General features: G+C 40.3%; 22 protein-coding genes. 7 read left to right on the top strand and 15 right to left on the bottom strand.

Annotated elements, in window-relative coordinates; all coding sequences use genetic code 11:
- Window positions 1–6 precede the first annotated feature (6 nt).
- The 6 genes from AC0JIQ_RS06540 to AC0JIQ_RS06515 form a co-directional block, all read right to left on the bottom strand.
- On the bottom strand, window positions 7–948 hold the full coding sequence (locus tag AC0JIQ_RS06540; RefSeq protein WP_474203026.1) for a Dyp-type peroxidase: 942 nt from the start codon (window positions 946–948) through the stop codon (window positions 7–9).
- Window positions 949–1,035: 87 nt separating this feature from the next.
- Window positions 1,036–1,821: a formate dehydrogenase accessory sulfurtransferase FdhD gene (fdhD, locus tag AC0JIQ_RS06535; protein WP_474203025.1), complete on the bottom strand. Its 786-nt coding sequence runs from the start codon at window positions 1,819–1,821 to the stop codon at window positions 1,036–1,038.
- Between the two features lie 29 nt (window positions 1,822–1,850).
- Window positions 1,851–4,259, bottom strand: a complete 2,409-nt coding sequence (locus tag AC0JIQ_RS06530; RefSeq protein WP_474203024.1) for an FdhF/YdeP family oxidoreductase — start codon at window positions 4,257–4,259, stop codon at window positions 1,851–1,853.
- Between the two features lie 165 nt (window positions 4,260–4,424).
- Window positions 4,425–5,432 (bottom strand): putative solute-binding protein, encoded by a 1,008-nt coding sequence (locus AC0JIQ_RS06525; protein WP_004662661.1) that lies wholly within the window; start codon window positions 5,430–5,432, stop codon window positions 4,425–4,427.
- An 81-nt stretch (window positions 5,433–5,513) separates the two neighbouring features.
- Window positions 5,514–6,425: a metal-dependent hydrolase gene (locus tag AC0JIQ_RS06520; protein WP_474203023.1), complete on the bottom strand. Its 912-nt coding sequence runs from the start codon at window positions 6,423–6,425 to the stop codon at window positions 5,514–5,516.
- A gap of 53 nt (window positions 6,426–6,478) precedes the next feature.
- Window positions 6,479–7,480 (bottom strand): putative solute-binding protein, encoded by a 1,002-nt coding sequence (locus AC0JIQ_RS06515; protein WP_004662666.1) that lies wholly within the window; start codon window positions 7,478–7,480, stop codon window positions 6,479–6,481.
- 168 nt (window positions 7,481–7,648) lie between these two features.
- Between AC0JIQ_RS06515 and AC0JIQ_RS06510 the strand changes: the two genes are divergently transcribed.
- Window positions 7,649–8,656 (top strand): helix-turn-helix domain-containing protein, encoded by a 1,008-nt coding sequence (locus AC0JIQ_RS06510; RefSeq protein WP_474203022.1) that lies wholly within the window; start codon window positions 7,649–7,651, stop codon window positions 8,654–8,656.
- 94 nt (window positions 8,657–8,750) lie between these two features.
- Here AC0JIQ_RS06510 and AC0JIQ_RS06505 read toward each other — a convergent pair whose 3' ends face one another.
- Window positions 8,751–8,924 (bottom strand): hypothetical protein, encoded by a 174-nt coding sequence (locus tag AC0JIQ_RS06505; RefSeq protein ID WP_346511959.1) that lies wholly within the window; start codon window positions 8,922–8,924, stop codon window positions 8,751–8,753.
- A gap of 42 nt (window positions 8,925–8,966) precedes the next feature.
- Window positions 8,967–9,791, bottom strand: a complete 825-nt coding sequence (locus AC0JIQ_RS06500; protein ID WP_474203021.1) for a hypothetical protein — start codon at window positions 9,789–9,791, stop codon at window positions 8,967–8,969.
- 352 nt (window positions 9,792–10,143) lie between these two features.
- Between AC0JIQ_RS06500 and AC0JIQ_RS06495 the strand changes: the two genes are divergently transcribed.
- The 4 genes from AC0JIQ_RS06495 to AC0JIQ_RS06480 are packed head-to-tail and all read left to right on the top strand — an operon-like array spanning window position 10,144 to window position 14,195.
- Complete coding sequence (locus AC0JIQ_RS06495) at window positions 10,144–11,589, top strand: cytochrome ubiquinol oxidase subunit I (protein WP_474203020.1); 1,446 nt, start codon at window positions 10,144–10,146, stop codon at window positions 11,587–11,589.
- Window positions 11,582–12,586 carry a cytochrome d ubiquinol oxidase subunit II gene (gene cydB, locus AC0JIQ_RS06490; protein ID WP_474203019.1) on the top strand — a complete coding sequence of 335 codons (1,005 nt, stop codon included), beginning with the start codon at window positions 11,582–11,584 and terminating at the stop codon, window positions 12,584–12,586. Before AC0JIQ_RS06495 ends, cydB begins: the two co-directional genes overlap by 8 nt.
- Before the next feature lie 13 nt (window positions 12,587–12,599).
- Window positions 12,600–12,722 (top strand): hypothetical protein, encoded by a 123-nt coding sequence (locus tag AC0JIQ_RS06485; RefSeq protein ID WP_474203018.1) that lies wholly within the window; start codon window positions 12,600–12,602, stop codon window positions 12,720–12,722.
- A gap of 60 nt (window positions 12,723–12,782) precedes the next feature.
- On the top strand, window positions 12,783–14,195 hold the full coding sequence (locus AC0JIQ_RS06480; protein WP_269239448.1) for an aminotransferase-like domain-containing protein: 1,413 nt from the start codon (window positions 12,783–12,785) through the stop codon (window positions 14,193–14,195).
- An 86-nt stretch (window positions 14,196–14,281) separates the two neighbouring features.
- On the opposite strand, the gene AC0JIQ_RS06475 is transcribed toward AC0JIQ_RS06480, so the two are convergent.
- Both AC0JIQ_RS06475 and AC0JIQ_RS06470 read right to left on the bottom strand, forming a co-directional pair.
- A complete protein-coding gene (locus AC0JIQ_RS06475; RefSeq protein WP_269239447.1) occupies window positions 14,282–14,671 on the bottom strand; it encodes a hypothetical protein in 390 nt (129 codons plus the stop codon).
- A gap of 215 nt (window positions 14,672–14,886) precedes the next feature.
- Entirely contained in the window at window positions 14,887–15,951 is a 1,065-nt protein-coding gene (locus tag AC0JIQ_RS06470; RefSeq protein WP_474203017.1) for an AraC family transcriptional regulator, read from the bottom strand.
- Between the two features lie 118 nt (window positions 15,952–16,069).
- On the opposite strand from AC0JIQ_RS06470, the gene AC0JIQ_RS06465 reads away from it, so the two are divergent.
- Together AC0JIQ_RS06465 and AC0JIQ_RS06460 are read left to right on the top strand one after the other, a co-directional pair.
- Window positions 16,070–16,786 (top strand): enoyl-CoA hydratase/isomerase family protein, encoded by a 717-nt coding sequence (locus AC0JIQ_RS06465; RefSeq protein ID WP_474203016.1) that lies wholly within the window; start codon window positions 16,070–16,072, stop codon window positions 16,784–16,786.
- Window positions 16,787–16,823: 37 nt separating this feature from the next.
- Window positions 16,824–17,651 (top strand): SDR family oxidoreductase, encoded by an 828-nt coding sequence (locus AC0JIQ_RS06460; protein WP_474203015.1) that lies wholly within the window; start codon window positions 16,824–16,826, stop codon window positions 17,649–17,651.
- 65 nt (window positions 17,652–17,716) lie between these two features.
- Here AC0JIQ_RS06460 and AC0JIQ_RS06455 read toward each other — a convergent pair whose 3' ends face one another.
- From AC0JIQ_RS06455 to hutH, 5 genes are all read right to left on the bottom strand, one after another.
- On the bottom strand, window positions 17,717–18,988 hold the full coding sequence (locus AC0JIQ_RS06455; protein ID WP_474203014.1) for a Glu/Leu/Phe/Val family dehydrogenase: 1,272 nt from the start codon (window positions 18,986–18,988) through the stop codon (window positions 17,717–17,719).
- Between the two features lie 32 nt (window positions 18,989–19,020).
- Complete coding sequence (gene hutG / locus AC0JIQ_RS06450) at window positions 19,021–19,941, bottom strand: formimidoylglutamase (RefSeq protein ID WP_474203233.1); 921 nt, start codon at window positions 19,939–19,941, stop codon at window positions 19,021–19,023.
- Between the two features lie 28 nt (window positions 19,942–19,969).
- A complete protein-coding gene (gene hutI / locus AC0JIQ_RS06445) occupies window positions 19,970–21,175 on the bottom strand; it encodes an imidazolonepropionase (protein WP_474203013.1) in 1,206 nt (401 codons plus the stop codon).
- 51 nt (window positions 21,176–21,226) lie between these two features.
- The gene (locus AC0JIQ_RS06440) at window positions 21,227–22,636 is read right to left on the bottom strand and encodes an amino acid permease (protein WP_336936628.1); all 1,410 of its coding nucleotides are present in this window, start codon (window positions 22,634–22,636) and stop codon (window positions 21,227–21,229) included.
- A 64-nt stretch (window positions 22,637–22,700) separates the two neighbouring features.
- Window positions 22,701–24,239 carry a histidine ammonia-lyase gene (gene hutH / locus AC0JIQ_RS06435; RefSeq protein WP_474203012.1) on the bottom strand — a complete coding sequence of 513 codons (1,539 nt, stop codon included), beginning with the start codon at window positions 24,237–24,239 and terminating at the stop codon, window positions 22,701–22,703.
- Between the last annotated feature and the right edge of the window lie 4 nt (window positions 24,240–24,243).

The raw sequence follows: 24,243 nt of genomic DNA, 5'->3' as shown, positions 1-24,243 counted from the left end.
TTAAACTTATTCGCCTAAATCTTCAAGAAAATCAAAAGTTGGCACAAAGAATAAGCTGCCCGAAACTGCGGTACTAAAATCAAGTAAGCGATCGACATGTCCCGTTTCCTTGCCCAAGAACATATTCTCCAGCATGGTTTTGGTGATATTAAAAGAACGTGAATATCCGATAAAAAAGGTGCCATATTCTCCTTCTGTTGGATTAGAAAATGGCATATTGGCTCTTAAGATTTTAAGCTCGTTCCCGTCCGCATCATGCGCTTTACTTGCGAGATTATGTGCGCTTTGTGGTTTGACATCATCGCCAAGCTCGACGTCATCATATTTCTTTCGACCAATCACCTTTTCTTGTTCTTCAGTACTTAAGCCTTTCCACATTTCCATGTTATGTAAATACTTTTGAATAAATACATAACTGCCACCAAGGAACTCAGCATCTTCTTCTCCGACATAGGCAATCTCTTTGGCAATTTCGTGTTCAGGATTTTCAGTCCCATCCACAAAGCCAATAATCGCGCGACCATCAAAATATCTAAAACCTTTGGTCTCACTAATTGGATAGGTATCCTCTTTTAATTGCTCATGCAAAATTGAGGCAAGTTCATAACAAATTGCCATTTGATTGGCGCGAATATGAAAAAATAAATCGCCTGCTGTTGCTACCGCTGTATGACTTGGCCCTTTGATTTCTTGAAATGGTGCCAGCTCTTTCGGCTTATTTAAATTGGGGAGCAACAAATCCCAAGCATTTGAGCCGATTCCAACCGAAGCACTAAAATTACTGTTTGGAAAACGATTGCTTAAACTGCGGACCAACGCTGAAAAATTAGCGAGAAAATCGATCACCCCTGAATGATCAGGATTGGTATTGATACCAAGTACGATAAATAAAGCATTTTCACCTGAAAGATTATTGATCACAGGTTGAGGTCTTAAAGGTGTATTCATAATATTTGAGAATAAAAAATCTTAATGCTTATATCCTACACAAATCAATGCATTAGAAATCAAGCAAATCACAAATTTTTACCATTATTAGGTATATAAAACAAAGCTCTCACCACGGCAAAAACTGGCTAAGGTGAGATTTAATTGTTTTGCCATCTCAATTGCCATACTGGTGGGTGCCGAAATGGTCGCCAATAGACCAATATTGTATTGCGCACATTTACGAATCAGCTCATAACTGGCACGGCTGGTCATCACCACAAAACCATCTGCAACATTCATTTTCTGTTCAGCCAAGTAACCTAATAATTTATCCAAGGCATTGTGCCGACCAACATCTTCAAATAACGCTACGATTTGCCCTTTCACGACCCATGCTGCGGCGTGTGCTCCACCAGTGAGTTCACTGATTTTTTGTCTGACTTTTAATTGAGCAATCGCATTTGGAATTTGGCTTAACCATGTTGAAGAAACGTGGGTACTCACCGCAGGTAGATTTGCATAGAGTTGCTTTAGACTTTCAATACCACATAAGCCACAACCTGTACGCCCAACCATCATACGTCGATGCGCTTTTAACGCCATGAAAGCACGGGATGAAATGGTCATATCCACTTCAACCCCCAATTCATTTTGACGAATCTCCAGTGAATACAGCTCGCTTAAACTTTGTAATATCCCTTCCGAGAGACTAAAACCTTTGGCAAAGACCTCAATATCCGATGGTGTTGCCATCATCACGGCATGTGAAATACCATTATAAATTAAGGCAACAGGATACTCTTGGACAATATAATCCAGTTCATTTTCAGAGACATCGCGATGGAAACGATGCACTTGCATCGTTTCATAACCTCGTGTTTTTGTATCCACACTTACCTCATTTGCATCACTGATTCGAGCTATGCGCTACTGACGCGTTCATTGGCATGCTCGGGGTCAACTTCAACATTCAAATTAAAATGTGCTGGTGCATTACCTGCATGCAAAATCACAGGAATGCTTTTTGACGCTGGAATTTTGGCGTATTTGTCATGGCTACCCAAAGCCACCAATGGATTGGTTTCTGGATAATACGCTGCCAGACTGCCTTGCGGAATGTTATACGGCACAATACGGAAACTGTGTACAATCCGTTTCACCCCATCCGAGAATACACTCTCAATATCAACCCATTGGTCGGCTTCAAAACCTGCTGCATCAATATCGGTTTGATTCATAAACAACACTCGGCGTTGCCCGAATACACCGCGATAACGGTCATCCAAACCATATAAAGTAGTGTTGTACTGGTCATGCGAACGAGTGGTCATCAAGGTATACACTTGTTGCTCACTATAGGCTGCTGCATACTGATTTTCTTTGTCTTCGTAAACTTCGGCCAGTGGTGTAATCAAAAACTGGGCTTTACCACTTGGTGTATTCCAGACATGCTGATTGGCAGGATGTTCTAAATGGAAACCACTTGGTTGATAAACTCGTTGATTGAAATCATGAAATTCATCAAAAACCTCGGCAATCGAATCACGAATACGGTCATAACTTTCGATATACCAACGCCATTTCACCTTACTCTCAGGTAGAGCGGCTTCCGCCATACGCGCCACAATATCGGGTTCAGACAAGATATTTTCAGAAATCGGTGGATTACGCCCTGCTGAAAGATGCACATTCGACATCGAATCTTCCACCGAAATTGCTTGTGCGCCATGCACTTGCATATCTACTTCAGTACGCCCTAAGCAAGGTAGCATCAACGCATCTTTGCCACAGACCAGATGGCTACGATTCAACTTGGTGGTAATGTTGACGGTTAAATTACAACGGCGTAATGCTTCTTGGGTATAAGGTGTATCAGGCGTTGCGACCGCAAAGTTTCCGCCCAAACCAATAAAGACTTTTACATCACCTTCATACATCGCCTTGATGGTGTCGACAACACCAAAGCCATGTTTACGCGGTGAATTGATGCCAAATACCCGATCAATACTATCTAGCAAGGCATCACTTGGGTTTTCATTGATCCCCATGGTTCGGTCGCCTTGCACATTACTGTGCCCACGTACTGGACAAAGACCTGCCCCTGGACGACCAATATGCCCTCGTGCCAGCATCAGGTTCGCCAGCATATGAATATTGGCTGTACCATGACGGTGCTGAGTAATCCCCATCCCCCAACAGAAAATAGCCGTTTTTGCATCCAAATACATCTTGGCAATCGATTCTAAATGCTCAGGTGAAAGTCCCGTATGCTTATGAATTTCAGACCACGCTGTACCATCAATCTCCGCCAACATCTCGTCAAAACCAATGGTATTCATTTCAATGAAGCTACGATCAAAAACGCTTGCTTTTCCTTTCGCGAGTGCCTTTTTATCCCATTCCAGTAAATGCTTCATCACCCCAAACATCAGTGCATAGTCCCCACCAATTTTGGGTTGGAAATAATAACGACTAATTGGGGTACTGCCATTGGTCATCATTTCTAACGGCGCTTGCGGATCTTGGAAACGTTCCAGTCCGCGCTCCTTGATTGGGTTAATGGCAACAATATTACCGCCTCTTCGAGAGACTTCTCTTAAGGTTGCCAACATCCTTGGATGGTTGGTGCCTGGATTATGCCCAAAGCTAAAAATGGCATCTGCTTGATCGAAATCATCCAAAATGACCGTCCCTTTACCTAAACCAATCGCATCTTTTAAGCCAACACTGGTGGTTTCGTGGCACATATTGGAACAATCTGGAAAATTATTGGTGCCGAAGCTGCGGACAAATAATTGGTACAAAAAAGCCGCTTCATTGCTGGCACGACCAGAGGTATAAAATGCCGCTTGATCAGGATGATCAAGCGCCTGTAGATGTTTGGCAATCAGCTGAAAAGCTTCATCCCAAGAAATCGGTACATATTTATCTGACACAGGATCGTAACGCATCGGATCGGTTAAACGTCCAAGGTCTTCCAGATAGAAATCATTCTGTTCAGCCAACCAACTCACAGTATGCTGTGCAAAAAATTCAGGAGTCACTGTTTTACTGGTGGCTTCAAAAGCAACGGCTTTAGCACCATTCTCACAAAAGTTAAAAGCATGCGCATCTTTTTTTTCAGGCCACGCACAACCCGGACAATCAAAACCTGTAGGTTGATTAATATTCAGTAAAGTAATTGAACCTTTTTTTAAAATATCTTGCCTTTTTAAGTTGCGGGCAACACTCAGTAATGCGCCCCATCCACCTGCGGGTTGGGTATAAGGTTCAATTCGTGCAAAACTGGTATTTTCTTGCTTATGAATGGGTTGTTCTGAGTTATCCATCGTATTGCCTTTATCTGAACTTTTCTAAGCTTTGATCTATAAATAGAATTAACATGAATTGTATTTCTTTTCTATTCTTGATTTGTTTTATAGCTTTTCTTATATACAAAAAATAAAGCTTAGAGTGACCTAAGCTTTATTTATCATTAATTAAAATGAGTAGATTTATTCACCTGCTAAAGCGCACTCAAAATTTGCTTTATCCACTGAGCAACGTGCTTTCTTTAAAACAGACATCATGCTCGCATCGTAAATGCCACGCTGAGTTAATTCAATACGACCATCACGCATCATTTTTTGATATTTCAACTTATCTTCAGCTGTTAAATTCATTTTATAATTTGCTGGTATCTCTGACTCTAAACGTTTGATCGTTGCAAAGATTTTCGGTAGTTGCTTAACCGACCAATCACGAGATTTTTGACCAAAACCTGCTGGGAATTTTTCAGGACGAATCACTAGATTTGCAGTAACTTGCAATACAGGAAAATTGTACATGACCCCATTAGTGCCTAAGCCCTTACTTAACTCTAATGGTTTATAGGCATAAGCAGGCGCACCGATCATATCCACCTGACCATTGTTAAATTTCGCAGCAAAGTTAGAAATATCTGAAAGTACGGCTTGCGCTCCAACACGTTGTACAATCAATTTTTGTGCATCGTCATAGCCCAATACCGCAAACTTCTTACCTGCTGCTTTTTCAATTGAATTAATACTTTTATCTCGGACAAAAATATAAGCAGAACCTAGTGGCGAAATGCCGACCACTTCATATTTATTACCCCCAAGATTAGTCGTCATTTTCGCAGCATTTCGTGGATCTGAAACAAAAGTAATGGCACGTTTCGCAATCTCATCACTTGGTACACCGCCGAGAGAATCAATCGAACCTACAAATTTATTATAAGGACGAGCACGCATAGCGGTCATTGCAACGCCCGCGCATTTTCCTGCTTTAAAGTTATTGTCTGCAACCTGTTCATCCGTAATGGCAAGCAGGTTAACATCAGCGCCCCAGCCTTTGGCTGCCAATGCCCAATCTTGCATCATTTTATACGCTTCACCTGATTTCCCCAAAATATCAAAAACACAGACATCAATTGCAGCTTGGGTTGAGGCTGACACACTTAAAATTGAAGCAGTTGTGATTGCAAGTACAATCTTTTTCATTTTTCCATCCTTCAACAAACTATACGTTCGTTTCCTTATAAAACATTCAATGAAGTGGTTACTTAGCCACTATAAATACGATTATTTCAGTGCCTGAACAGCCACTGAACGTGCTAAATAATCTAAAGCTTGTTGTGTATCGCCTTCTGTTTCTGGGTGAAATCGAGGGGAAATCCAACGCATCGTTGCTTGGGTTAAAAAAGTCAATGTAGGTCCATTGTCGGTTGCTTTTGCCTGTTTTTGATAAATAGGCAATAATCTCCAAAAATTTCGATTAAAAATCTTTCGAATGCCCATATCAGGGTCTTGTTTACCTAAATCACGTGCAATATCGGCTAGCAAATAAATAAAAATAGGGAAAACCAGCAGCATTAAAAACTGACGATAAAGATAAAAAAGTACAGGATTTGGTAGAATTTCCTTAAATAAATCAAATGCAACACAACGATGTTCCACTTCTTCAGCTAAATGCCAACGGAACATATCTGCAATGACAGGATCAGCATCGTCCCATGATGTGTTATCCATACACCATTGCCCAAGTGCGCCTGTGAAATGTTCAATCGCTGCAACTACGCCCACACGCGTAATTAACCAAAAGTGTGCCAAAGATTGAATATCTAATGCCTTAATCCCTAATGGAATTTCTCCGAGTAGCACACTAAAAATCCAATTAATTTTTTTAAATGAAGGTTCTAAATCATAGTTATGCTGTTTCAAAAATTCCTGAGCACTTTGATGTGCACGTGCATGAGTTGCTTCTTGTCGAATAAATCCTTTTACATCATCTGTTAAAATAGGATCTTTCACATAAGGTAAGGCTTTGTTATAAACACGACAGAACCAAAACTCCCCCGCAGGTAAGATTAAATTAATCCCATTGATCAAGTGTGAACAGATTGCATCATTTGGAATCCATTGCACTGGAGAGTTGGAAAAATCAAACTTTACAGATCGTGCAACCAGTTTGTGATGCTGCGTGTGCGCATTCATATGAACCTCAGCTTTTCTTTGTAGCATTTTCAATGTTTAAACAAACCTTTGAGCTATTCACCACTCAATGAACATTCAAAATTGGTGCGTTCAACCGTACAGCGTGCTCGTTTTAAAACCCCCATCATGACTGGGTCATACACTCCAAGTTTGGTCAGCTCCATTCGTCCATCACGTAACATTTGTTGATAACGGCGTTTATCTTCACTGGAAAGACTTTGTTTATACTTCGCTGGAATTTCAGCTTCTAAACGGGAAATGGTGGCAAAGTTTTTAGATAACTGTTTCGTTGCCCAAGCTCTTGATTTCAATCCAAATCCTGCTGGAAATTTTTCAGGTCGAATAATGATGTCACCTGTTAAATTAATGACAGGAAAATCAAACATAGCGCCATTACTTCCCAGACCTTTACTAATTTCTAAAGGCTTGTAAGCATATGCTGGGGCTGCAATTACATCGACTTGGTTATTATTAAACTTCTTCGCAAAATCTGAAATTTCTGAAGGCACGCCCACCAAATCTAGTCGATCGACTATCATTTTTTGCGCTTGATCATAGTGTAAATAAGCAAATCTTTTGCCTTTGCCTTTTTCTATAGTGTTAATACTTTTATCTTTGACAAATACATAAGCCAAACCAATTTGAGCGATTGCAGCCACCTCGAACTGATCTCCAGCGACAGTTGTCACTAATCTGTGTTTATTACGAGGGTCTAATACATAGCTAATCGCTTTTTGTGCAATTGAATTACTATTAATCGCGCCTAATGCATCAATTGAACCTGCGAATTTATTATATTTACGTGCGCGCATTGAAGTCATGGATACGCCATCGCATTTCCCTGCTTCAAAATCGTTTTGTGCTTTGGCTTCATCTTGATAAGGAATGAGATTAAGCTCTGCATTCCATATTTTTGCAGCTAAAGCCCATTCTTCTACAATTTTATAAGACTCACCCGCCTTACCCAGTAAATCGAATACACAAATATCAACTTTCGCTTGTGCAGCAGTTGAAAATACTGAGATAAAGGCTGTAATCAAAATCCCTTTTTTCATACTAATCCTAATGCCGTTTTTTTAATTCATTGAGACATATCAAATAGCAGTAACGATAGAATTATCAACTGCAAAGCTAGATGTCTGATGCGGCTATTTTTAAATAAAAAAAAATGCTGTAATAGTTCTTCGCAAGCCATTTTAGTATCATTTTCCGACAGCATAATTATGATGAAAAAAGAAGTAGAAAAGACCGTTCCAGGTACGTATATCGCCCTCATCGTTGATGTGGTTTCACGTTGGAATATCTCTGCTAATGAATTATTAAAGGATTCAGGTCTTGATCCTGATCAACTTGTACAGCCGTTATGGCGTGCTGATGCTAAAATCGTGATGAACATTTTGAAACGGGCACTTGAACTCACCCACGTACCACCTTTAGAGTTTGGTTTTTATCTGGGTATGCAAATGACCATTACCTGTCATGGCTTGATGGGGATGGCAGCAATGTTGGCTGCAAATGTCGGACAAGCACTAAATATCGCTCAAGAATTCATTTCACTTCAATCCAGTATTCACACCATCAAACTTGATATTCAAGATCAATATGCTGTTATCTTATTTGAACAGACTGAAGCTTATTATTTAGATGAGATCATCCAAATTGCACTTTTATTAGGCTTTGCCAAAATGGGGAAGAATATATCAGGACATGAATTAACAGGCTATGCAGATGTTCAATTTAGCAAACCCGATTATTTTGATAAATTACTCCCCTTAATTCCTGGCGAAGTTAGATTTAATCGTCCGATGACTCGTCTGGAGTTTAAAAAAGAAATTTTAGATCTTCCCTTACTTCATTCGGACGCGATCGCAGAACGTTTTGCACGAGAGGAATGTAAATCTCAACTGCGTAAGTTATTAGAACAAAATAGTTTTAATCGCACCGTACAAGATTTAATCTATGACGAAGCGATGGGTATTAGTCCCTTAACTGAAATTTTAAAAAAGCTACAAATGTCTGAACGTGCTTTACAGAGAAAACTAGAAAGTGAAGGCACAAATTTTAGGGAGCTTGTCGAAAAAGTCAGATGTGAAAAAGCCATTCAACTCCTGAAAAATCCCAATTTATCCCTTGAAAATATTGCGGATCATCTCGGCTATAGCAATACTAAAAACTTCTCTCGTGCATTCAAACGTTGGACGTCAACTACACCACGACGTTATGACACTTAAACGCAAATATTATAATCATGGAAAATAAAAAAACTTACTGGTGAATGCTCTAATCACCAGTAAGAAAAAAGTGATATTTTCCCATAATGGCTCATTATTTATGGAGTGCTGTGGATGACTGAACTTGCGAAGCATTCTGTTTCTGTTGTGATGGCATATAATCGGGCTGATTGCTCACAGCAAGAAAGAAAAAGACAAGAAATAAACAGCCTAATAGAATACTGATTCCTACTGCAAGGTATGGGAATTTCGATTGTTGCTGAGACATGAGTCTGCTCCTATTCAAATATTAAAATTAAATTCGATACAATCACATCGTGGACAAGATTTTAAAACTGGCGCCATTTTGAATACGGGTTTGCATGTATTCGGCATAGACCGATAACTTTTCAAAAATATGTTCTGAATAAAACATATCTTCTATCAGATGAGCCGCTTGGGCTTGGCTAAATTGACCAATTTCTGCGATGAGTGGAGCATTCAACTGAGCAAATAAAATGCAGAGTTTTTTATGCCGTTCATCTTTGTGTTTAAATAACAATTTTCGTGTATTGATCAACTCATCATTGAGCATACTTTCAGTCTTATCAGCGTGAATGACATTAATTTTTACATCAAAATAATCTTCTAGGATTTGAATCTGTTGCTGATCTAAAGATAAATGTGTAACCAAGAAAATATGAAAAATATCTGTACGACACAATGCTTTGACTAAACAACGGAACAGAAAATCTTGCTCTGCTTTTGCATCTTCGACCAGCTCGATATACAGCTTGAGGCTGTGGATGACATCTTCGATTTTAAGATTGACACTTTTTTCTGCCTGAAAATAGGGATTCAGAATTGCTAATACTGACGACACGACAGGTGTTGTATAAATCACTGACTGATTCAAATTGGCAACAATAAATGGCGCAAATAAATACCCTAGATTATTATCATTTTCGCCAATCGAAGACTGTGCAATATAAGCAACGCTATCTTTAGAAAAATCTCTTAAAACCTTGCCCCTTAATAAAGTGGCTTCCAGATTGACATATTCAAGACGTAGTTGTTCCTGTACCGATTGCGATGGCTCTCTGTCTTGAAACAGTCGTGTCATCGCATTAAGTTCTTTGGTTACAAACATTGTCATACGCCATCCAGTCAAAATCTTTCTATGCAAAACGATTTACAAGTGTTTCGATTCGGAACACTTGCTTGATGCTGTTATTTTGGATGAGGTATAGACAGCTGAATAGCTACAGAATTTGGCTAAAAACATATAACAGATCATTTCATTTCTACCAATCTGTTATAAAAAAACAAGAAGAAATTGTATCTACTCATATACAAAATAAAATTCGATCATGAATCCTGCTTAGCTTAGATAGTTTTTAGATCGGATGTGGATACAACTCACCATTTTATTTACTTTCAATTATTTAAGTCTATTTTTCACATTTTCCTAGCGACTGCTTCTACTCGTCTGTTATAGGAGAGGATATATGGATCTTGGTTTCACTGCTTTAGAATTAGCTCGAATACAGTTTGCATTTACTGTTTCATTTCACATTATCTTTCCTGCTACCTCGATTGGTCTCGCCTGTTTTCTTGCCATGCTGGAATGGAAATGGCTACGTAGTCAAAACCCGATTTACAAAGATTTATTCAAATTTTGGATCAAAATCTTTGCTGTTGCCTTTGGGATGGGGGTCGTCTCTGGCGTGGTGATGAGCTACCAGTTTGGCACTAACTGGAGTGAATTTTCCCGCATTACAGGAAGTGTCACAGGTCCTTTACTGACCTATGAAGTTTTAAGTGCATTCTTTTTGGAAGCTGGCTTTCTCGGCATCATGTTGTTCGGTTGGGGGCGTGTCAGCCCCAAGTCGCACTTTTTTGCTACCCTCATGGTTGCAATCGGCACCTGTATTTCCATGTTCTGGATTCTTTCCTCCAACAGTTGGATGCAGACACCGCAAGGTTTTACGATCGAGAATGGCATTATCATCCCAACCGATTGGTGGGCGATCGTGTTTAATCCCTCCTTCCCTTATCGCTTTGCGCATATGGCGGTTGCAGCCTTTTTAGTCTCCTCATTATTAGTGGTCGGGACTGCTGCTTGGCATTTGATCAAAGGTCGCCGTGACGAACTCATTAAAAAATCTTTTTCAATGGGGCTTTGGATGGTACTCGCCACTTCATGTTTGCAAGTGGTGATTGGTGATCATCACGGTTTGAATACCTTAAAACATCAACCTGCAAAATTAGCAGCCATCGAAGGTCATTGGAAAACCAATCACGATGAAGGTATGCCACTCCTGCTGTTCGCCATTCCAAACATGGATAAAGAAGAAAATCTCTATGAAGTCGGAATTCCTCATCTCGGCAGTCTAATACTCACCCATTCTATGGAAGGTAAAGTCACAGGTTTAAAAGACTTTGCGCCTGAAGACCGCCCAAATGCCGCCATTGTGTTTTGGAGTTTCCGTGTCATGGTCGGACTTGGCATGTTAATGGTACTGCTCTCTTTCGTTGCCTTATGGCTGCGTAAAAAAGGCAAGCTTTATGGTTCATCTTGGTTTCATAAATTCGCTTTTGTCATGGGGCCTACAGGCTATATTGCCTTACTTGCGGGTTGGGTCACCACCGAAGTCGGTCGTCAACCGTGGGTGATTTACGGCGTGATGCGGACTAAAGATGGTTTATCCCATACAGTGACAGCCGATCAAGTCGGTATCAGTTTGATCATTTTCGTGGTGGTCTATGCCATCGTGTTTGGTAGCGGTATTTACAACATGCTGAAACTACTGAAAAAAGGTCCTGAATTTATTGAAGCCATTGATCTTGAGCCAGCAGGCCATGGTCACTTCAAGACCCCAATGCGTCCTTTAAGTGCGGTCGATGAAAGCATTGATCAGCAAGACCCAAATAAGGAGAAGCACCATGATTGATTTATCTCTGATTTGGGTAGGTATTATCGGTCTCGGTGTCCTGATCTATGTCATTTTGGATGGTTTTGATTTGGGGATCGGAATTCTGTTCCCTTTCATCAAAAGCCGTGAAGAACGTGATGTGATGATGAATACCGTCGCGCCTGTCTGGGATGGCAATGAAACATGGATGGTGCTCGGTGGTGCTGGCTTGTTTGCTGCCTTTCCTCTGGTGTATTCAACCGTACTGTCTGCTTTGTATATGCCGATTACCCTGATGGTAATTGCACTGATTTTTCGTGGTGTTGCCTTTGAGTTTCGTTTTAAGGCGAATCGCACCAAGCATTTATGGGATCAGGCCTTTATCTGGGGTTCAATTCTATCCAGCTTCCTGCAAGGTGTGATTTTAGGCGCTTATATTCAAGGTATCCAAACCACCAATGGTATTTTCTCAGGTTCAGGTTTAGATTGGTTCACACCTTTCGCACTTTTTACAGGTTTAGGCGTAGTTGCGATGTATGCAGCTCTCGGCTGTGGTTGGTTGATCATGAAAACAGATCACGAACTACAAGCTAAAATGTATGGACTGATGCCTAAGTTGATTATTATATTGTTCATAATATTTGCAGGTGTCAGTTTATACACGCCGCTAACCCATCCTGAAATTGCAGCACGTTGGTTTGCCTTACCAAATCTACTGTACTTTAGCCCTGTGCCAATCTTAGTCTTACTCTTTACCTTCCTGATTTTAAAAGCTTGTAAACAACGGCAAGATTTCAAACCCTTTATCTATACCTTGGCGTTAGTGTTTTTAGCTTTTACAGGTTTTGTGATCAGTCTTTGGCCGAATATTATTCCACCCTCAGTCACGATTTGGGAAGCAGCAGCACCATATTCAAGTCAAAAATTTGCCTTAATCGGTGCTGTAATTTTAATTCCAATGATTATTGCCTATACCATCCTCTCTTACTGGGTATTTAGAGATAAAGTACGGGTTGGAGATACAGGTTATCACTAAGGAGCAGCTTTGCATGAAAATTAAATCTCTGCATTTAAGCCAAATGCAATGGTTTATAATCTTATGGTTAGTTGGTTTTTTTGCACTCGCCATCATTGCAGGTCTATTTAGATTACTTTTGATGTTTGCTTATTAAAAATGGGTGGAATAGCTTTTAGATGAGGGCTATTCCATCAATACGGATTTACTTTATTTTATGTATAAATCAGAACAATTAGCACATAACTTGAAACTTCTTATTGAAAATGGTTCTTGGCAGCCACACACCAAGTTACCCTCTTTACGTGAGCAAGTACAACGATCAGGTTTCAGTCTTATTACCGTGATGAATGCTTACCAAGAACTGGAAGCACAAGGGCTGATTTATTCAAAAGAAAAGTCAGGTTATTTTGTGGCTGAGCAAAATCATATTCAGATTCCACAAGCCTATTCAGTTGTTTCTTTAAATCCGAAAATTGAAATTAACTCACTCGTTTTTAAATATCTCAAGTCGATTCAATCTTCCAATGTCAGCCCATTAGGTTCTGCCTTTCCAGACAGTCAGTTACTGTATCCCCCAAAACTGATTCAAATCATGGGACAACTTTCTCGCAATCGACATAGTTATGACCAAACTTCAAATTTACCTCCCGGTAATTTGGCATTAAGAAAATTGATCGCGCAACGTTATTGTATGCAAGGGATTCCAACCGATGCAGATGACATTGTCATTACATCTGGCGGACTGGAAGCATTAAATCTTTCACTACAAGCCATTACGCAACCTGGCGATTATATTTTATTACAACAAACGATTTTTTATGGTGCTTGGCAAGCTGCTGAACGTTTGGGTTTAAAAGTCATCACCATCCCAGAACACCCTCAGCATGGCTTTGATATCGAGGCTTTTGAACAAGTCATCAAAAATTATCCAATTAAAGTCTGTTGGTTTATGCTGAATGCACATAACCCAATTGGCTTTACTGTTAGCGATGACATCAAATATAAAATCGCTAAATTGTTGCATGAACATCAAATTCATTTAATCGAAGATGATGTTTATGAAGAAATGTTTTATGGCAGCCAAAAACCATTGCCAATGAAGTATTTTGACCAACAGAATCTGGTATTGCACTGTTCTTCTTTTTCTAAAACATTAGGCTCAAGTTTCCGTATGGGCTGGGTCTATGCAGGTAAATTCTCTGAACATATTCAACATTTACAATTGATGAGTACTATTTCTGCCAACGCCTTGATCCAAAATGCACTGGTGGAATTCCTCTCTCATCATCATTATGAAAAGCATTTAAGAACGCTTAGACGGGCTTTGGAAAAGAATAAAAAACAATTCTTTCAATATCTCAAACAACATCTACCGCAAGACTGTAAAGTGTATAACTATCCAAGCGGTTATTTTCTATGGATTCAACTCCCTGACAAAGTCAGTAGTATGCAAATCTATGAGCAACTGATTCAACATCATATTGGTGTTGCGCCAAGCCCTTTATTTAATGTGTTGCCCTCACATCAACATTTTATTCGTATGAATTGTTCTTTTGAATGGACAGAACAAATTCAGCATTCGCTAGAGTTATTCATCACGACGATTCAACGTCAAATACCAAATTAATTCAGTTTGGATAGATTATTCTTGCGATACTGACCTGGTGTTTCCCCAAACATCTTTTTAAAGGCACGAATAAAATTGGTAACTATTCAGAATGGATTTAAAATAGCAATCACTGTTACAGGCTCCTCTTCGAAAAGCCTATCAACAGACCAAGTACTTTCCCGTATTTCCCAACAGAGCTGAGTCTCTTGTAAAGCTTCTAAGATTTCAGTTTTCATATCAATCATCTGCAATGGTCGATTTGCCATTCCTCCCTTAAGACGATATATTGAAATCTCTACTGCATCTATATCTTTAAAAGAAACAAAACCAGCAGGTCCTTCCAAATAGCCTTCTATAGAAATTGTTAAAAGTTGTCCCCATCGATCGTCCTCATCCTGAAAATCTTGCCTCCGAACTATATGGACCCAACAAATCAATTTAGATATCAATTTACATAGTGAAGACCAATATAATTCTGTTCTATCAATTGTCATTTCATTAACCTTTTTCCAATTTTTCTATCATATTCAGTTAGATAAGTTAAAATATCACCATCTAAGCCATGATAATGAGGTAACTCATACTCATTTTTATCCTTAAAAAATGTCCATTTACATGATGTTGAAATTCGATAATTTTTTCATTCTTGTTAAGATCACTCACCATTTCCTAATGGCTGACCATTTGGCCCAACGAGGCAAAAATAACATCAATTCATTGTGCTCAAATAGCTTTTCCGATATTGACTCGGTGTTTCCCCAAACGTCTTTTTAAAGGCACGAATAAAATTGGTGGCTTCTTCATACCCTACCAAGCCAGCAATATCCTGAATACTATATTGCTGCTGTTGCAGTAATTTCTTGGCTTGATTAAAACGAACCTCAGCCAAGATTTGCAAAAATGTAGTACCCTGTGCTTGCAAATGCCGCTTAATCGTTCGTTCTGACATATTTAAGCGCTGTGCAATCAATGGAAGTGAGGGATAACCATGACTGGAATGATACAACAACTCAGAGCGAATACTTTTTTGTAAGTCCCGAGTACTTTCTTTTACGAGTTTAAGCTTGTCATTTTCACAATACAAAATAGCCTGTTGGAATGCGACTTGATCTGCATTCGAATTCTTACAATGTAAATACTTTTTAGAAAATCGAAAACCGTTACGTGTTTGATTAAAATGAATCTTTATCTGAGATAAATCAATTTTTTCATAATTCTGAGCATCTGCCCAATCCACAAACACCTCACAACTTTCTGCAATTTTCTCAGAAAATAAGCTCAGAAAATGAATTGCTCCAAATAATAAGCTCTCGATCAAAAAATGCCTTAACTGATCAGATTGTTCTGCATCACCTAATTTCACTGGGTGAACATCATCTAGATAAACATAGATAAACGTTTCATCAATATGCCATTCAGGGGTAAAATTTTGAATTCGAGTACAAAAATACTGCTGACAAAGACTTAACGCCGTTTCAACATCCGCACAACTCAGAAATGCAAAACCTAAAGCCCCATGCGAAGTTGGACGTAACCTAAACCCATATTCAATCCCGAGACGCGGATTCCTCGTCAGTCGTAACGCATTCACCACTAGTTTTGACCATTGATGCGCACTCATCTTGGCATCGGCTTGTTTCATGTCAGTCAGAATCAGACCTGTTCCATGCAAAATGATGTTTGCATCGATGCCATATTCATAGACGATTTCTAATAATACATGGGCATAAGAAACAGAGATGGTTTCTTGAAACAATCCAAAAGGATCACGCATGACACATCCTATGTCCTAAAATGATCATTAATATGGCATAGTCTCCCCTATTGAGCGAGCATTTTCTTCGAAATAATAACCTCAAGATTGATGACTAAAACAATGAGGAATTGCTGAAATGGCAACCATGACACTCGATAAACAGCAATCGACCTATGTGCTGAGTCTGACGAATGGCAATCAGGAAAATGCTTTAAATAAAGCGGTATTAGAAGAATATTTTGCTATTTTTGATGAAATTGAAAGTGATAAAAATAATGCCTGTTTAATTATTCGAAGTGATCATCCTAAAACCTTCTGTAATGGCTTAGACCTTGCTTGGTTAATGCAACAATCCTTGGAAGATAAAAAAGCCTTTACCCTGCAACTTGAAAATATGTTACTCCGTTTAGCATTACTCAACTTACCTGTAATTGCTGAAATAGGTGGTAATGCTTATGCAGGAGGTGCAATTCTCGCGTCTGCTTGTGACTTCCGATTTATGCGATCAGATCGAGGACGTTTTTGCTTTCCAGAAGTCCATCTTGGCATTCCTTTTACAGATACCATTGCTGAAATTGTACAACTACTTCCCAATCAACATGCAATTTGGGAAATGTCTTTGACAGGTAAAACCATGACAGGCACTGAATGTCTACAATCCCAACTCGTTCACCAAATTGAACCAATCGAATCATTAAGTCATGAAGTGTTTAAATTTGCAGAAGATATGGCACAAAAGCACCGCCTAACCTATGCCGTGATCAAACGTCAGCTCCGCCATCGCATTGTAAAGAGTGCCAAGCAACGTCAACTATATAATCCTGAAAAATTTGCTCACCCTTTCATGATCTAATTCAACGTTTACAACAACTCAAATCTAGGACATCTCAATGAATAATATGCAAGGAAGAACTGTTTTTATCACTGGCGGCAGTCGAGGTATTGGCAGAGCGATTGCCTTAAAAGCAGCTCAGGCAGGTGCTAATGTCGTAATTGCAGCAAAAACCGAAGTCGAGACCACTAAATTAACAGGTACGATTTATAGCGTAGCTGAAGAAATTGAAGCTACTGGCGGCAAAGCATTGCCACTGTTACTAGATGTTAGAGATGAACAGCAAATCCATACAGCTATTCAGCAAGCCGCCAAAGCCTTTGGTGGAATTGATGTGCTGATTAATAATGCAGGTGCAATCGCATTGATGGGTGTGGAATCCACATCGTTAAAACAATATGACCTGATCCAAACCATTAATCATCGTGCTACTTTCATTTGTGCCCAAGCTGCATTGCCCTTTTTAAAGCAATCTGAAAATCCACACATTTTGAGTTTATCGCCACCTGTAAATATGTCACCGAAATGGCTCGGGATGCTTTCACCTTATGCTTTATCTAAATACGGTATGACGATTTTGACTTTGGGCATGGCAGAAGAATTTCGCCAATATGGCATTTCATGTAATACCTTGTGGCCTGAAACTTATATCGCAACCGCAGCAGTTTCTAAGAATTTAGGTGAGGAAAGTACCTTACAGGTCAGCCGTAAACCTGAGATCATGGCAGATGCAGCTTTTGCGATTTATAGCACGGCAAAAGGTGAACTGACGGGACAAAGCCTAACAGATGAACAAGCTCTAGCAAGAGTCGGTATCACTGATTTTTCTCAATATGCATGTGTCGCTGGAAATACCAATCTACAGAAAGATTTCTTTTTGGATTGATCCAACAATAAAAAAAACGACCTTAAAACAAGTGTTCTGAGGTCGTTTTAAAAGCACAGCTAAAATTAGCCTGGGAAAATACCACGCTCTTTACGTGCTTTTAAGATACGCTCACAACCTAAAATGAAGGCTGCTGTACGTAAAGTACATTCTTTTTCGCTTGATTTGTGCCATACATCGTTAATGGCTTGAATCATCAACTTGTCCAGTCTTTCATTAATTTCTTCTTCAGACCAGAAGTAGCTCGACATATCTTGAACCCATTCAAAGTAAGATACGGTTACACCACCCGCGTTACAAATCACGTCAGGCACAACAGTAATACCACGTTGAACCAAAACATCATCCGCTTCAGGGAATGTTGGGCCGTTCGCGCCTTCAAGCACTAACTTCGCAGTTAATTTTTGAGCACGTTCAACTGTGATTTGGCTTTCCAATGCAGCAGGGATCAAAATATCCATCTCTACATTCCAGAACTCTTCATCACTGATCACTTGCGCACCAGCAAAGCCACCCACAACTTGGTGAGTTTCCATGTGAGTTTTTAATGCAGCAAGATCGATCCCTTCAGGGTTGAAAATCGTACCTGTGTGATCTTGAATCGTCACAATGATCGATTTTGAGTCTGCAAACAAATATGCAGCCTCACTGCCCACGTTACCAAATCCTTGAACCGCAATTTTCGCACCGTCTAAAGGTAATTTGATTTTTTCAGCCACTTGTTGACCCGTGATAAATACACCACGACCTGTCGCTTTAATACGACCAAGAGAACCACCAAGATGTACCGGTTTACCCGTTACAACACCCGTCACTGTATGACCTTGACCCGATGAGTAAGTATCCATGATCCAGCCCATGACGTTTGGATTAGTACCTACATCTGGTGCAGGAATATCTTTTTGAGGGCCAATAATATGACTGATTTCACTGGTATAACGACGGGTTAAACGTTCTAATTCACGTGGTGAAAGTTGACGCGGGTCAACACGGATGCCACCTTTTGCACCGCCGAATGGTAAATTCACCACCGCAGTTTTAATGGTCATCCATGCTGAAAGAGCCATCACTTCATTTAAATCTACATCTGGGTGATAGCGAATACCGCCTTTACCCGGACCTCGTGACAAGTTGTGTTGTACACGATAACCTTCAAAATGACGAATTGTGCCATCGTCCATCACAATTGGCACGTCGACAATCAAAGCACGTTTTGGGCGCTTCAATGTGTCCACATAGTCTTCTAAACCATCTAGATATGGAGCAACACGCTCAATCTGTTTCAGATAAGTTGCCCATGGACCGTCATTTTGAGAGACATAAGATAAATTAGACATGTTTTATCCTTTTGATAAGTTCGTTTGAGTCATCAATCAAATAGGTAATTAAAAATTATATAAGCGGCTAATTTGGCAGTTCTGTTATCCAAATCAAACCGTGGGTTGCATTCAGCCACATCAAAAACTTTAATTTTTCCAGTTTTCTTAATGGCCTCTAATAATGGGTCAAAGACGGATAAATCAATGCCTTTGACTGCTGGTGCACTGACACCAGGTGCGATGCTGGCGCTAAATACATCCAAATCAACGGTGATGTATAAGTCGTCAACCTTTTCAATAAAACCATTAATTTTCGAAATTAAATTTACAAGATTAGTCAGTTGTAATTCATGGTCGTAGATATAGCTACAATTCAAACGATCTGCTGTTTCAAACAAAACTTTAGTATTTGAATGCTTCGCCACACCGATACAGAGATAATTAAATTCCTGATCATGCTGCTTTGACAAGTTTGCTGCATTTAGAAAAGGTGTTCCTGAAGTCACCTCTTCAGCTTCACGAAGATCAAAATGCGCATCAAAATTAATGATTCCTATCTTTCTGTTTGGCTCATTGTTTTGGATATATTGAAATAACCCAGAAAAACTGCCAAATGCAACCTCATGACCACCACCTAAAACAATCGGTTTCATGCATTGTTTCAAGCTACGTTCAACCTGTTCTGCTAGTTCAGCCTGAGCTTGTTCCAATTTTCCGTGATCACAAACTACCGTGCCCAAATCGGCAATCGAAATCGATTGATGAACAGGTAAATTTGCCAATTGAGCACGTATCATATCGGGTGCATCCGCTGCACCTAAACGCCCTTTGTTGCGCTTCACACCTTCATCTGAACTAAAACCGATTAACGCAAAAGCAGCATGTTGGCTGGTATTAACCACCTGATGGATACGTAGATGTTGCTCACCTTCTCCATCTTGTCGCCCTTGCCATTTAAATGAATGGTTCATCATGAATACAACTCTTTAAAAATGGATTTTAGATCGAGATTTCAGTGCCATGCTGAATAATGCGTTTCGACAAATCGCCACCCAACCAGTAAACAATTTCCGAAGGATGCTCAATATCCCATGCAATAAAGTCTGCAACTTTACCTGCCTCTAAAGTGCCATGTGTGTCTTGTAGACCCAATGCATGTGCTGCGTGCGTTGTCACACCTGCCAAAGTTTGTTCAGGCGTGAGACGGAATAAGGTACTGCCCATATTCATCATTAAACGCAAAGATATAGCTGGCGATGTACCCGGATTTAAATCACTGGATAATGCGATACGCACACCATGTTGATGCAAACTGTCTAATGGTGGATATTTAGTCTCTCTCAAGAAATAGAATGCACCCGGCAATAACACTGCAACTGTGCCTGCAGCCGCCATCGCCTTGACATCATCTTCCGTCATAAACTCTAAATGGTCTGCTGATAAGGCTTGATAACGTGCCGCTAAACTCGATCCGCCCAATGCAGATAGCTGCTCAGCATGTAACTTGATCGGGAGATTTAAAGACTGGGCTGTTTTAAATAAACGTTCGACTTGAGCTGGCGAAAATGCCAAATATTCACAAAAGGCATCGACTGCATCCACTAAACCTTCTTGGTGTAATTTTGGCAGCATTTCATTGCAGATATGCTCGATATAAGCATCGCTTCGATCTTGATATTCTGGTGGTAAAGCATGTGCAGCCAAGCAAGTGGCACGTACTGTCATCGGCAAAGTTTCTGCAATCTGACGAATCACTCGTAGCATTTTCCGTTCATTGGCATAGTCCAGACCATAACCTGACTTAATCTCAATGGTGGTAACACCTTCTTTAAGCAAACAACGAATTCGTTTTAATGTCGATGCCAGCAACTGTTCTTCACTGGCTTCACGCGTGGCGCGAACCGTACTGGCAATACCACCACCGCTCGCTGCAATTTCAGCATAGCTAACACCTTGCAAGCGTTTTTCAAACTCGACGCTACGATTTCCACCAAACACACTATGCGTATGACAATCAATCAAACCCGGTGTCACCCAAGCGCCATTCAAATCAATAATTTCGGAATAATCATCAGCAGGAAGATCTTTAAATGTTCCAATCCAATGAATATGCTGCCCTGAAGTCACCATTGCAGCCTGTTCAATACTGGAATATTTTCCATCTTGCATTGTGGCAATATGACAGTTTTTCCAAAGCTTTTTCATTCAAAATTCCTCTCACTGCTCAGATGGGATCACACCTGAGCAGTTTGATCACTAGCTTTCCATTTCGATATTTTGTTGCATGGTTTGATTTTCTTTTACTGTGTTTTGCTTGGGTTTCACCCAAATGGTATAAGCAATCCAAAGTAGAACTAACCACGTTGCACCAACATAAATTGCAGGTCTTGAGTCAGGGAAATATGCAATCACACCAAAGATAAATAGCATGAATGCAATTGCAAATGCAGGTGCGATTGGCCAGCCAATCACAGGGAAATCAAGGGCTTTAATTTCAGCATTAGATAACTTACGACGCATCGCAACTTGAGAAAGTAAAATCATCAACCAGACCCAAACGGTCGCAAAGGTTGCAATTGATGCAATAATCATAAAGACGTTTTCTGGAATCAGGTAGTTTAAAACCACACCAACCAATAACACACCCGCCATGACCATCACTGTCATATATGGCACGCCATTACGAGAAAGTTTGGTAAATGCTTTAGGCGCCTGACCTTCTTTTGCCATACCGTACAACATACGACCAGCACCAAATACATCACTATTGATCGCAGAAACCGCCGCAGTAATCACAACAATATTCAATACTGTTGCAGCTGATTTGATGCCTAAATTTTCAAAGATCTGAACGAATGGGCTACCTTGACTACCAATTTGGTTCCAAGGGAAAATTGCCATCAAAACAAAAATCGTTAAGATATAGAATAATAAAATACGTACTGGAACAGCATTAATTGCACGTGGAATCGTAGTTTTTGGATTTTCTGATTCACCCGCAGTGATACCAATAATTTCAATACCACCAAAAGCAAACACCACCACAGAGAAACATGCAATTAAACCTGCTATCCCATTTGGCATAAAGCCATCGTGAATCCAAAGGTTTTGAATGCTGGCAACACTGCCATGATCGCCATGGAAACCATAAAGTAGTAAACCAAAACCACCCAAAATCATAGCAACAATGGCAACAACTTTAATCAGAGAGAACCAGAACTCTAATTCACCAAAGACTTTGACGTGAATGAGGTTAATCGCGCCCAAGAATGAAACTACGGATAAAATCCAGATCCATCGTGGGACATCAGGATACCAGAAGCCCATGTAAATCCCGAAAGCGGTCACATCGGCAATGGCAACAATGACCATTTCAAAAACGTAAGTCCAGCCTGTCGCAAAACCTGCTAATGGGCCAATATAATGAGATGCATAATGACTAAAAGAACCCGATACAGGATTATGTACCGCCATTTCGCCTAAAGCACGCATAACGATATAGATTGCAATCCCTGCAATCACATAAGCCAATAACACTGATGGACCTGCGAGTTTAATCGCAGAAGCCGAACCATAAAATAATCCAGTTCCAATCGCAGAACCAAGTGCTAAAAATCGGATATGGCGGGCATTTAACCCCCGCTGTAGTGTGGAGTGTTGTGACATTATAATCTCCAATCCTTGAGGAAATTTAGTTAGATTCGGCCACTCCATGTGACCGTTTTATTGATCACACGTTAGACAAACTCGGTAATAGTTCTGGAATCAGTAATTCGTTCAAGCAACCACTTGCGAGCAATTCACTTGCCTGCTCAATATCTGGCGCAAAGAAACGATCTTCACTGTAATAAGGCACTTCGTCACGCAACACTTTACGTGCACGCTCAAGTTTTGGAGAACTCTTCAAACCTTCACGGAAATCAAGTCCCTGACATGCTCCTAACCACTCAACTGCAAGAATGCCGCGAACGTTGTCTGCCATATACCATAAGCGTTTACCCGCATTCGGTGCCATGGAAACATGGTCTTCCTGATTTGCAGAGGTCGGTAAACTATCAACACTGGCAGGATGTGCAAGTGCTTTATTGTCACTTGCTAACGCAGCGGCTGTTACTTGAGCAATCATGAAGCCTGAATTGACCCCACCATTGGCAACCAAGAATGGCGGCAATTGTGACATATGACGGTCCATCATCATCGAAATACGACGTTCTGATAGTGAACCAATTTCGGCAATTGCCAATGCAAGGTTGTCCGCAGCCATAGCCACTGGTTCAGCGTGGAAGTTACCACCTGAAATCACATCACCTTCCGCTGCAAAGACTAATGGGTTATCCGACACAGCATTTGATTCAATTGCTAATACTTCTGCAGCTTGACGAATTTGAGTCAAGCACGCACCCATCACCTGAGGTTGACAACGAAGTGAGTATGGGTCTTGAACCTTGCTACAATCTTCATGTGAATGAGAAATTTCACTCGATTCAGTCAGTAAGTCACGATATGCAGCAGCAACATCAATTTGACCACGTTGACCACGAACTTCATGAATACGCGCATCGAATGGTGCACGTGAACCCAACATTGCTTCAACACTTAAACCACCACACACCGTTGCAGCAGCAAATAAATCTTCTGCTTCAAACAAACCACGTAATGCGTATGCTGTAGAAACTTGTGTCCCGTTTAAAAGTGCTAAACCTTCTTTCGCAGCTAAAGAAATTGGCTCTAAACCCGCAATTTTAAGTGCTTCAACCGCAGGTAACCATTCACCTTTATAGCGTGCTTTGCTTTCGCCTAATAATACCAAAGACATATGTGCCAGTGGTGCCAAGTCACCTGAAGCACCAACAGAACCTTTTAATGGAATATGCGGATAAACTTCTGCATTGATCAATGCCAAAATCGCATCGATCACTTTACGGCGGATACCCGAAAAGCCACGTGCCAAACTATTTGCTTTGAGCAACATAATCAGACGTACCATCGCATCATCAAGCGGCTCACCCACGCCAGCAGCGTGTGATAACACCAAAGAACGCTGTAATTGCTCTAAGTCTTCTGGTGCAATTTTAGTTGATGCAAGTAAACCAAAACCCGTATTGATCCCGTAAGCAGTACGGCCTTCATTGACGATTTGTTCGACACAAGCAACACTCGCATTGATCCCAGCAGAGGCGCTGTCATCGAGTTTTACTTTGATTGGATTTAAATAAGCGTGGCGCAGATCTGCTAGGCTAAGTTTGCCGGGTTGAATTAGAAGTTCCATTATT

The organism is Acinetobacter sp. FB (genome assembly GCF_056033405.1).
The sequence above is the reverse complement of the archived record's forward strand: the minus strand, read 5'-3'. Positions and strand labels throughout refer to the sequence as shown.

What these genes read in the sequence shown, in the direction of transcription:
- hutG (WP_474203233.1), bottom strand. Translation starts at nt 19,941, where the DNA reads ATGAACCATTCATTTAAATGGCAAGGGCGACAAGATGGAGAAGGTGAG.
- AC0JIQ_RS06470 (WP_474203017.1), bottom strand. Translation starts at nt 15,951, where the DNA reads ATGCGTGATCCTTTTGGATTGTTTCAAGAAACCATCTCTGTTTCTTAT.
- AC0JIQ_RS06505 (WP_346511959.1), bottom strand. Translation starts at nt 8,924, where the DNA reads ATGTCTCAGCAACAATCGAAATTCCCATACCTTGCAGTAGGAATCAGT.
- AC0JIQ_RS06455 (WP_474203014.1), bottom strand. Translation starts at nt 18,988, where the DNA reads ATGTCTAATTTATCTTATGTCTCTCAAAATGACGGTCCATGGGCAACT.
- AC0JIQ_RS06475 (WP_269239447.1), bottom strand. Translation starts at nt 14,671, where the DNA reads ATGACAATTGATAGAACAGAATTATATTGGTCTTCACTATGTAAATTG.
- cydB (WP_474203019.1), top strand. Translation starts at nt 11,582, where the DNA reads ATGATTGATTTATCTCTGATTTGGGTAGGTATTATCGGTCTCGGTGTC.
- AC0JIQ_RS06500 (WP_474203021.1), bottom strand. Translation starts at nt 9,791, where the DNA reads ATGACAATGTTTGTAACCAAAGAACTTAATGCGATGACACGACTGTTT.
- AC0JIQ_RS06480 (WP_269239448.1), top strand. Translation starts at nt 12,783, where the DNA reads ATGTATAAATCAGAACAATTAGCACATAACTTGAAACTTCTTATTGAA.
- AC0JIQ_RS06485 (WP_474203018.1), top strand. Translation starts at nt 12,600, where the DNA reads ATGAAAATTAAATCTCTGCATTTAAGCCAAATGCAATGGTTTATAATC.
- AC0JIQ_RS06495 (WP_474203020.1), top strand. Translation starts at nt 10,144, where the DNA reads ATGGATCTTGGTTTCACTGCTTTAGAATTAGCTCGAATACAGTTTGCA.
- AC0JIQ_RS06440 (WP_336936628.1), bottom strand. Translation starts at nt 22,636, where the DNA reads ATGTCACAACACTCCACACTACAGCGGGGGTTAAATGCCCGCCATATC.
- hutI (WP_474203013.1), bottom strand. Translation starts at nt 21,175, where the DNA reads ATGAAAAAGCTTTGGAAAAACTGTCATATTGCCACAATGCAAGATGGA.
- AC0JIQ_RS06510 (WP_474203022.1), top strand. Translation starts at nt 7,649, where the DNA reads ATGATGAAAAAAGAAGTAGAAAAGACCGTTCCAGGTACGTATATCGCC.
- AC0JIQ_RS06540 (WP_474203026.1), bottom strand. Translation starts at nt 948, where the DNA reads ATGAATACACCTTTAAGACCTCAACCTGTGATCAATAATCTTTCAGGT.
- AC0JIQ_RS06515 (WP_004662666.1), bottom strand. Translation starts at nt 7,480, where the DNA reads ATGAAAAAAGGGATTTTGATTACAGCCTTTATCTCAGTATTTTCAACT.
- AC0JIQ_RS06520 (WP_474203023.1), bottom strand. Translation starts at nt 6,425, where the DNA reads ATGAATGCGCACACGCAGCATCACAAACTGGTTGCACGATCTGTAAAG.
- hutH (WP_474203012.1), bottom strand. Translation starts at nt 24,239, where the DNA reads ATGGAACTTCTAATTCAACCCGGCAAACTTAGCCTAGCAGATCTGCGC.
- AC0JIQ_RS06465 (WP_474203016.1), top strand. Translation starts at nt 16,070, where the DNA reads ATGGCAACCATGACACTCGATAAACAGCAATCGACCTATGTGCTGAGT.
- AC0JIQ_RS06530 (WP_474203024.1), bottom strand. Translation starts at nt 4,259, where the DNA reads ATGGATAACTCAGAACAACCCATTCATAAGCAAGAAAATACCAGTTTT.
- AC0JIQ_RS06460 (WP_474203015.1), top strand. Translation starts at nt 16,824, where the DNA reads ATGAATAATATGCAAGGAAGAACTGTTTTTATCACTGGCGGCAGTCGA.
- AC0JIQ_RS06525 (WP_004662661.1), bottom strand. Translation starts at nt 5,432, where the DNA reads ATGAAAAAGATTGTACTTGCAATCACAACTGCTTCAATTTTAAGTGTG.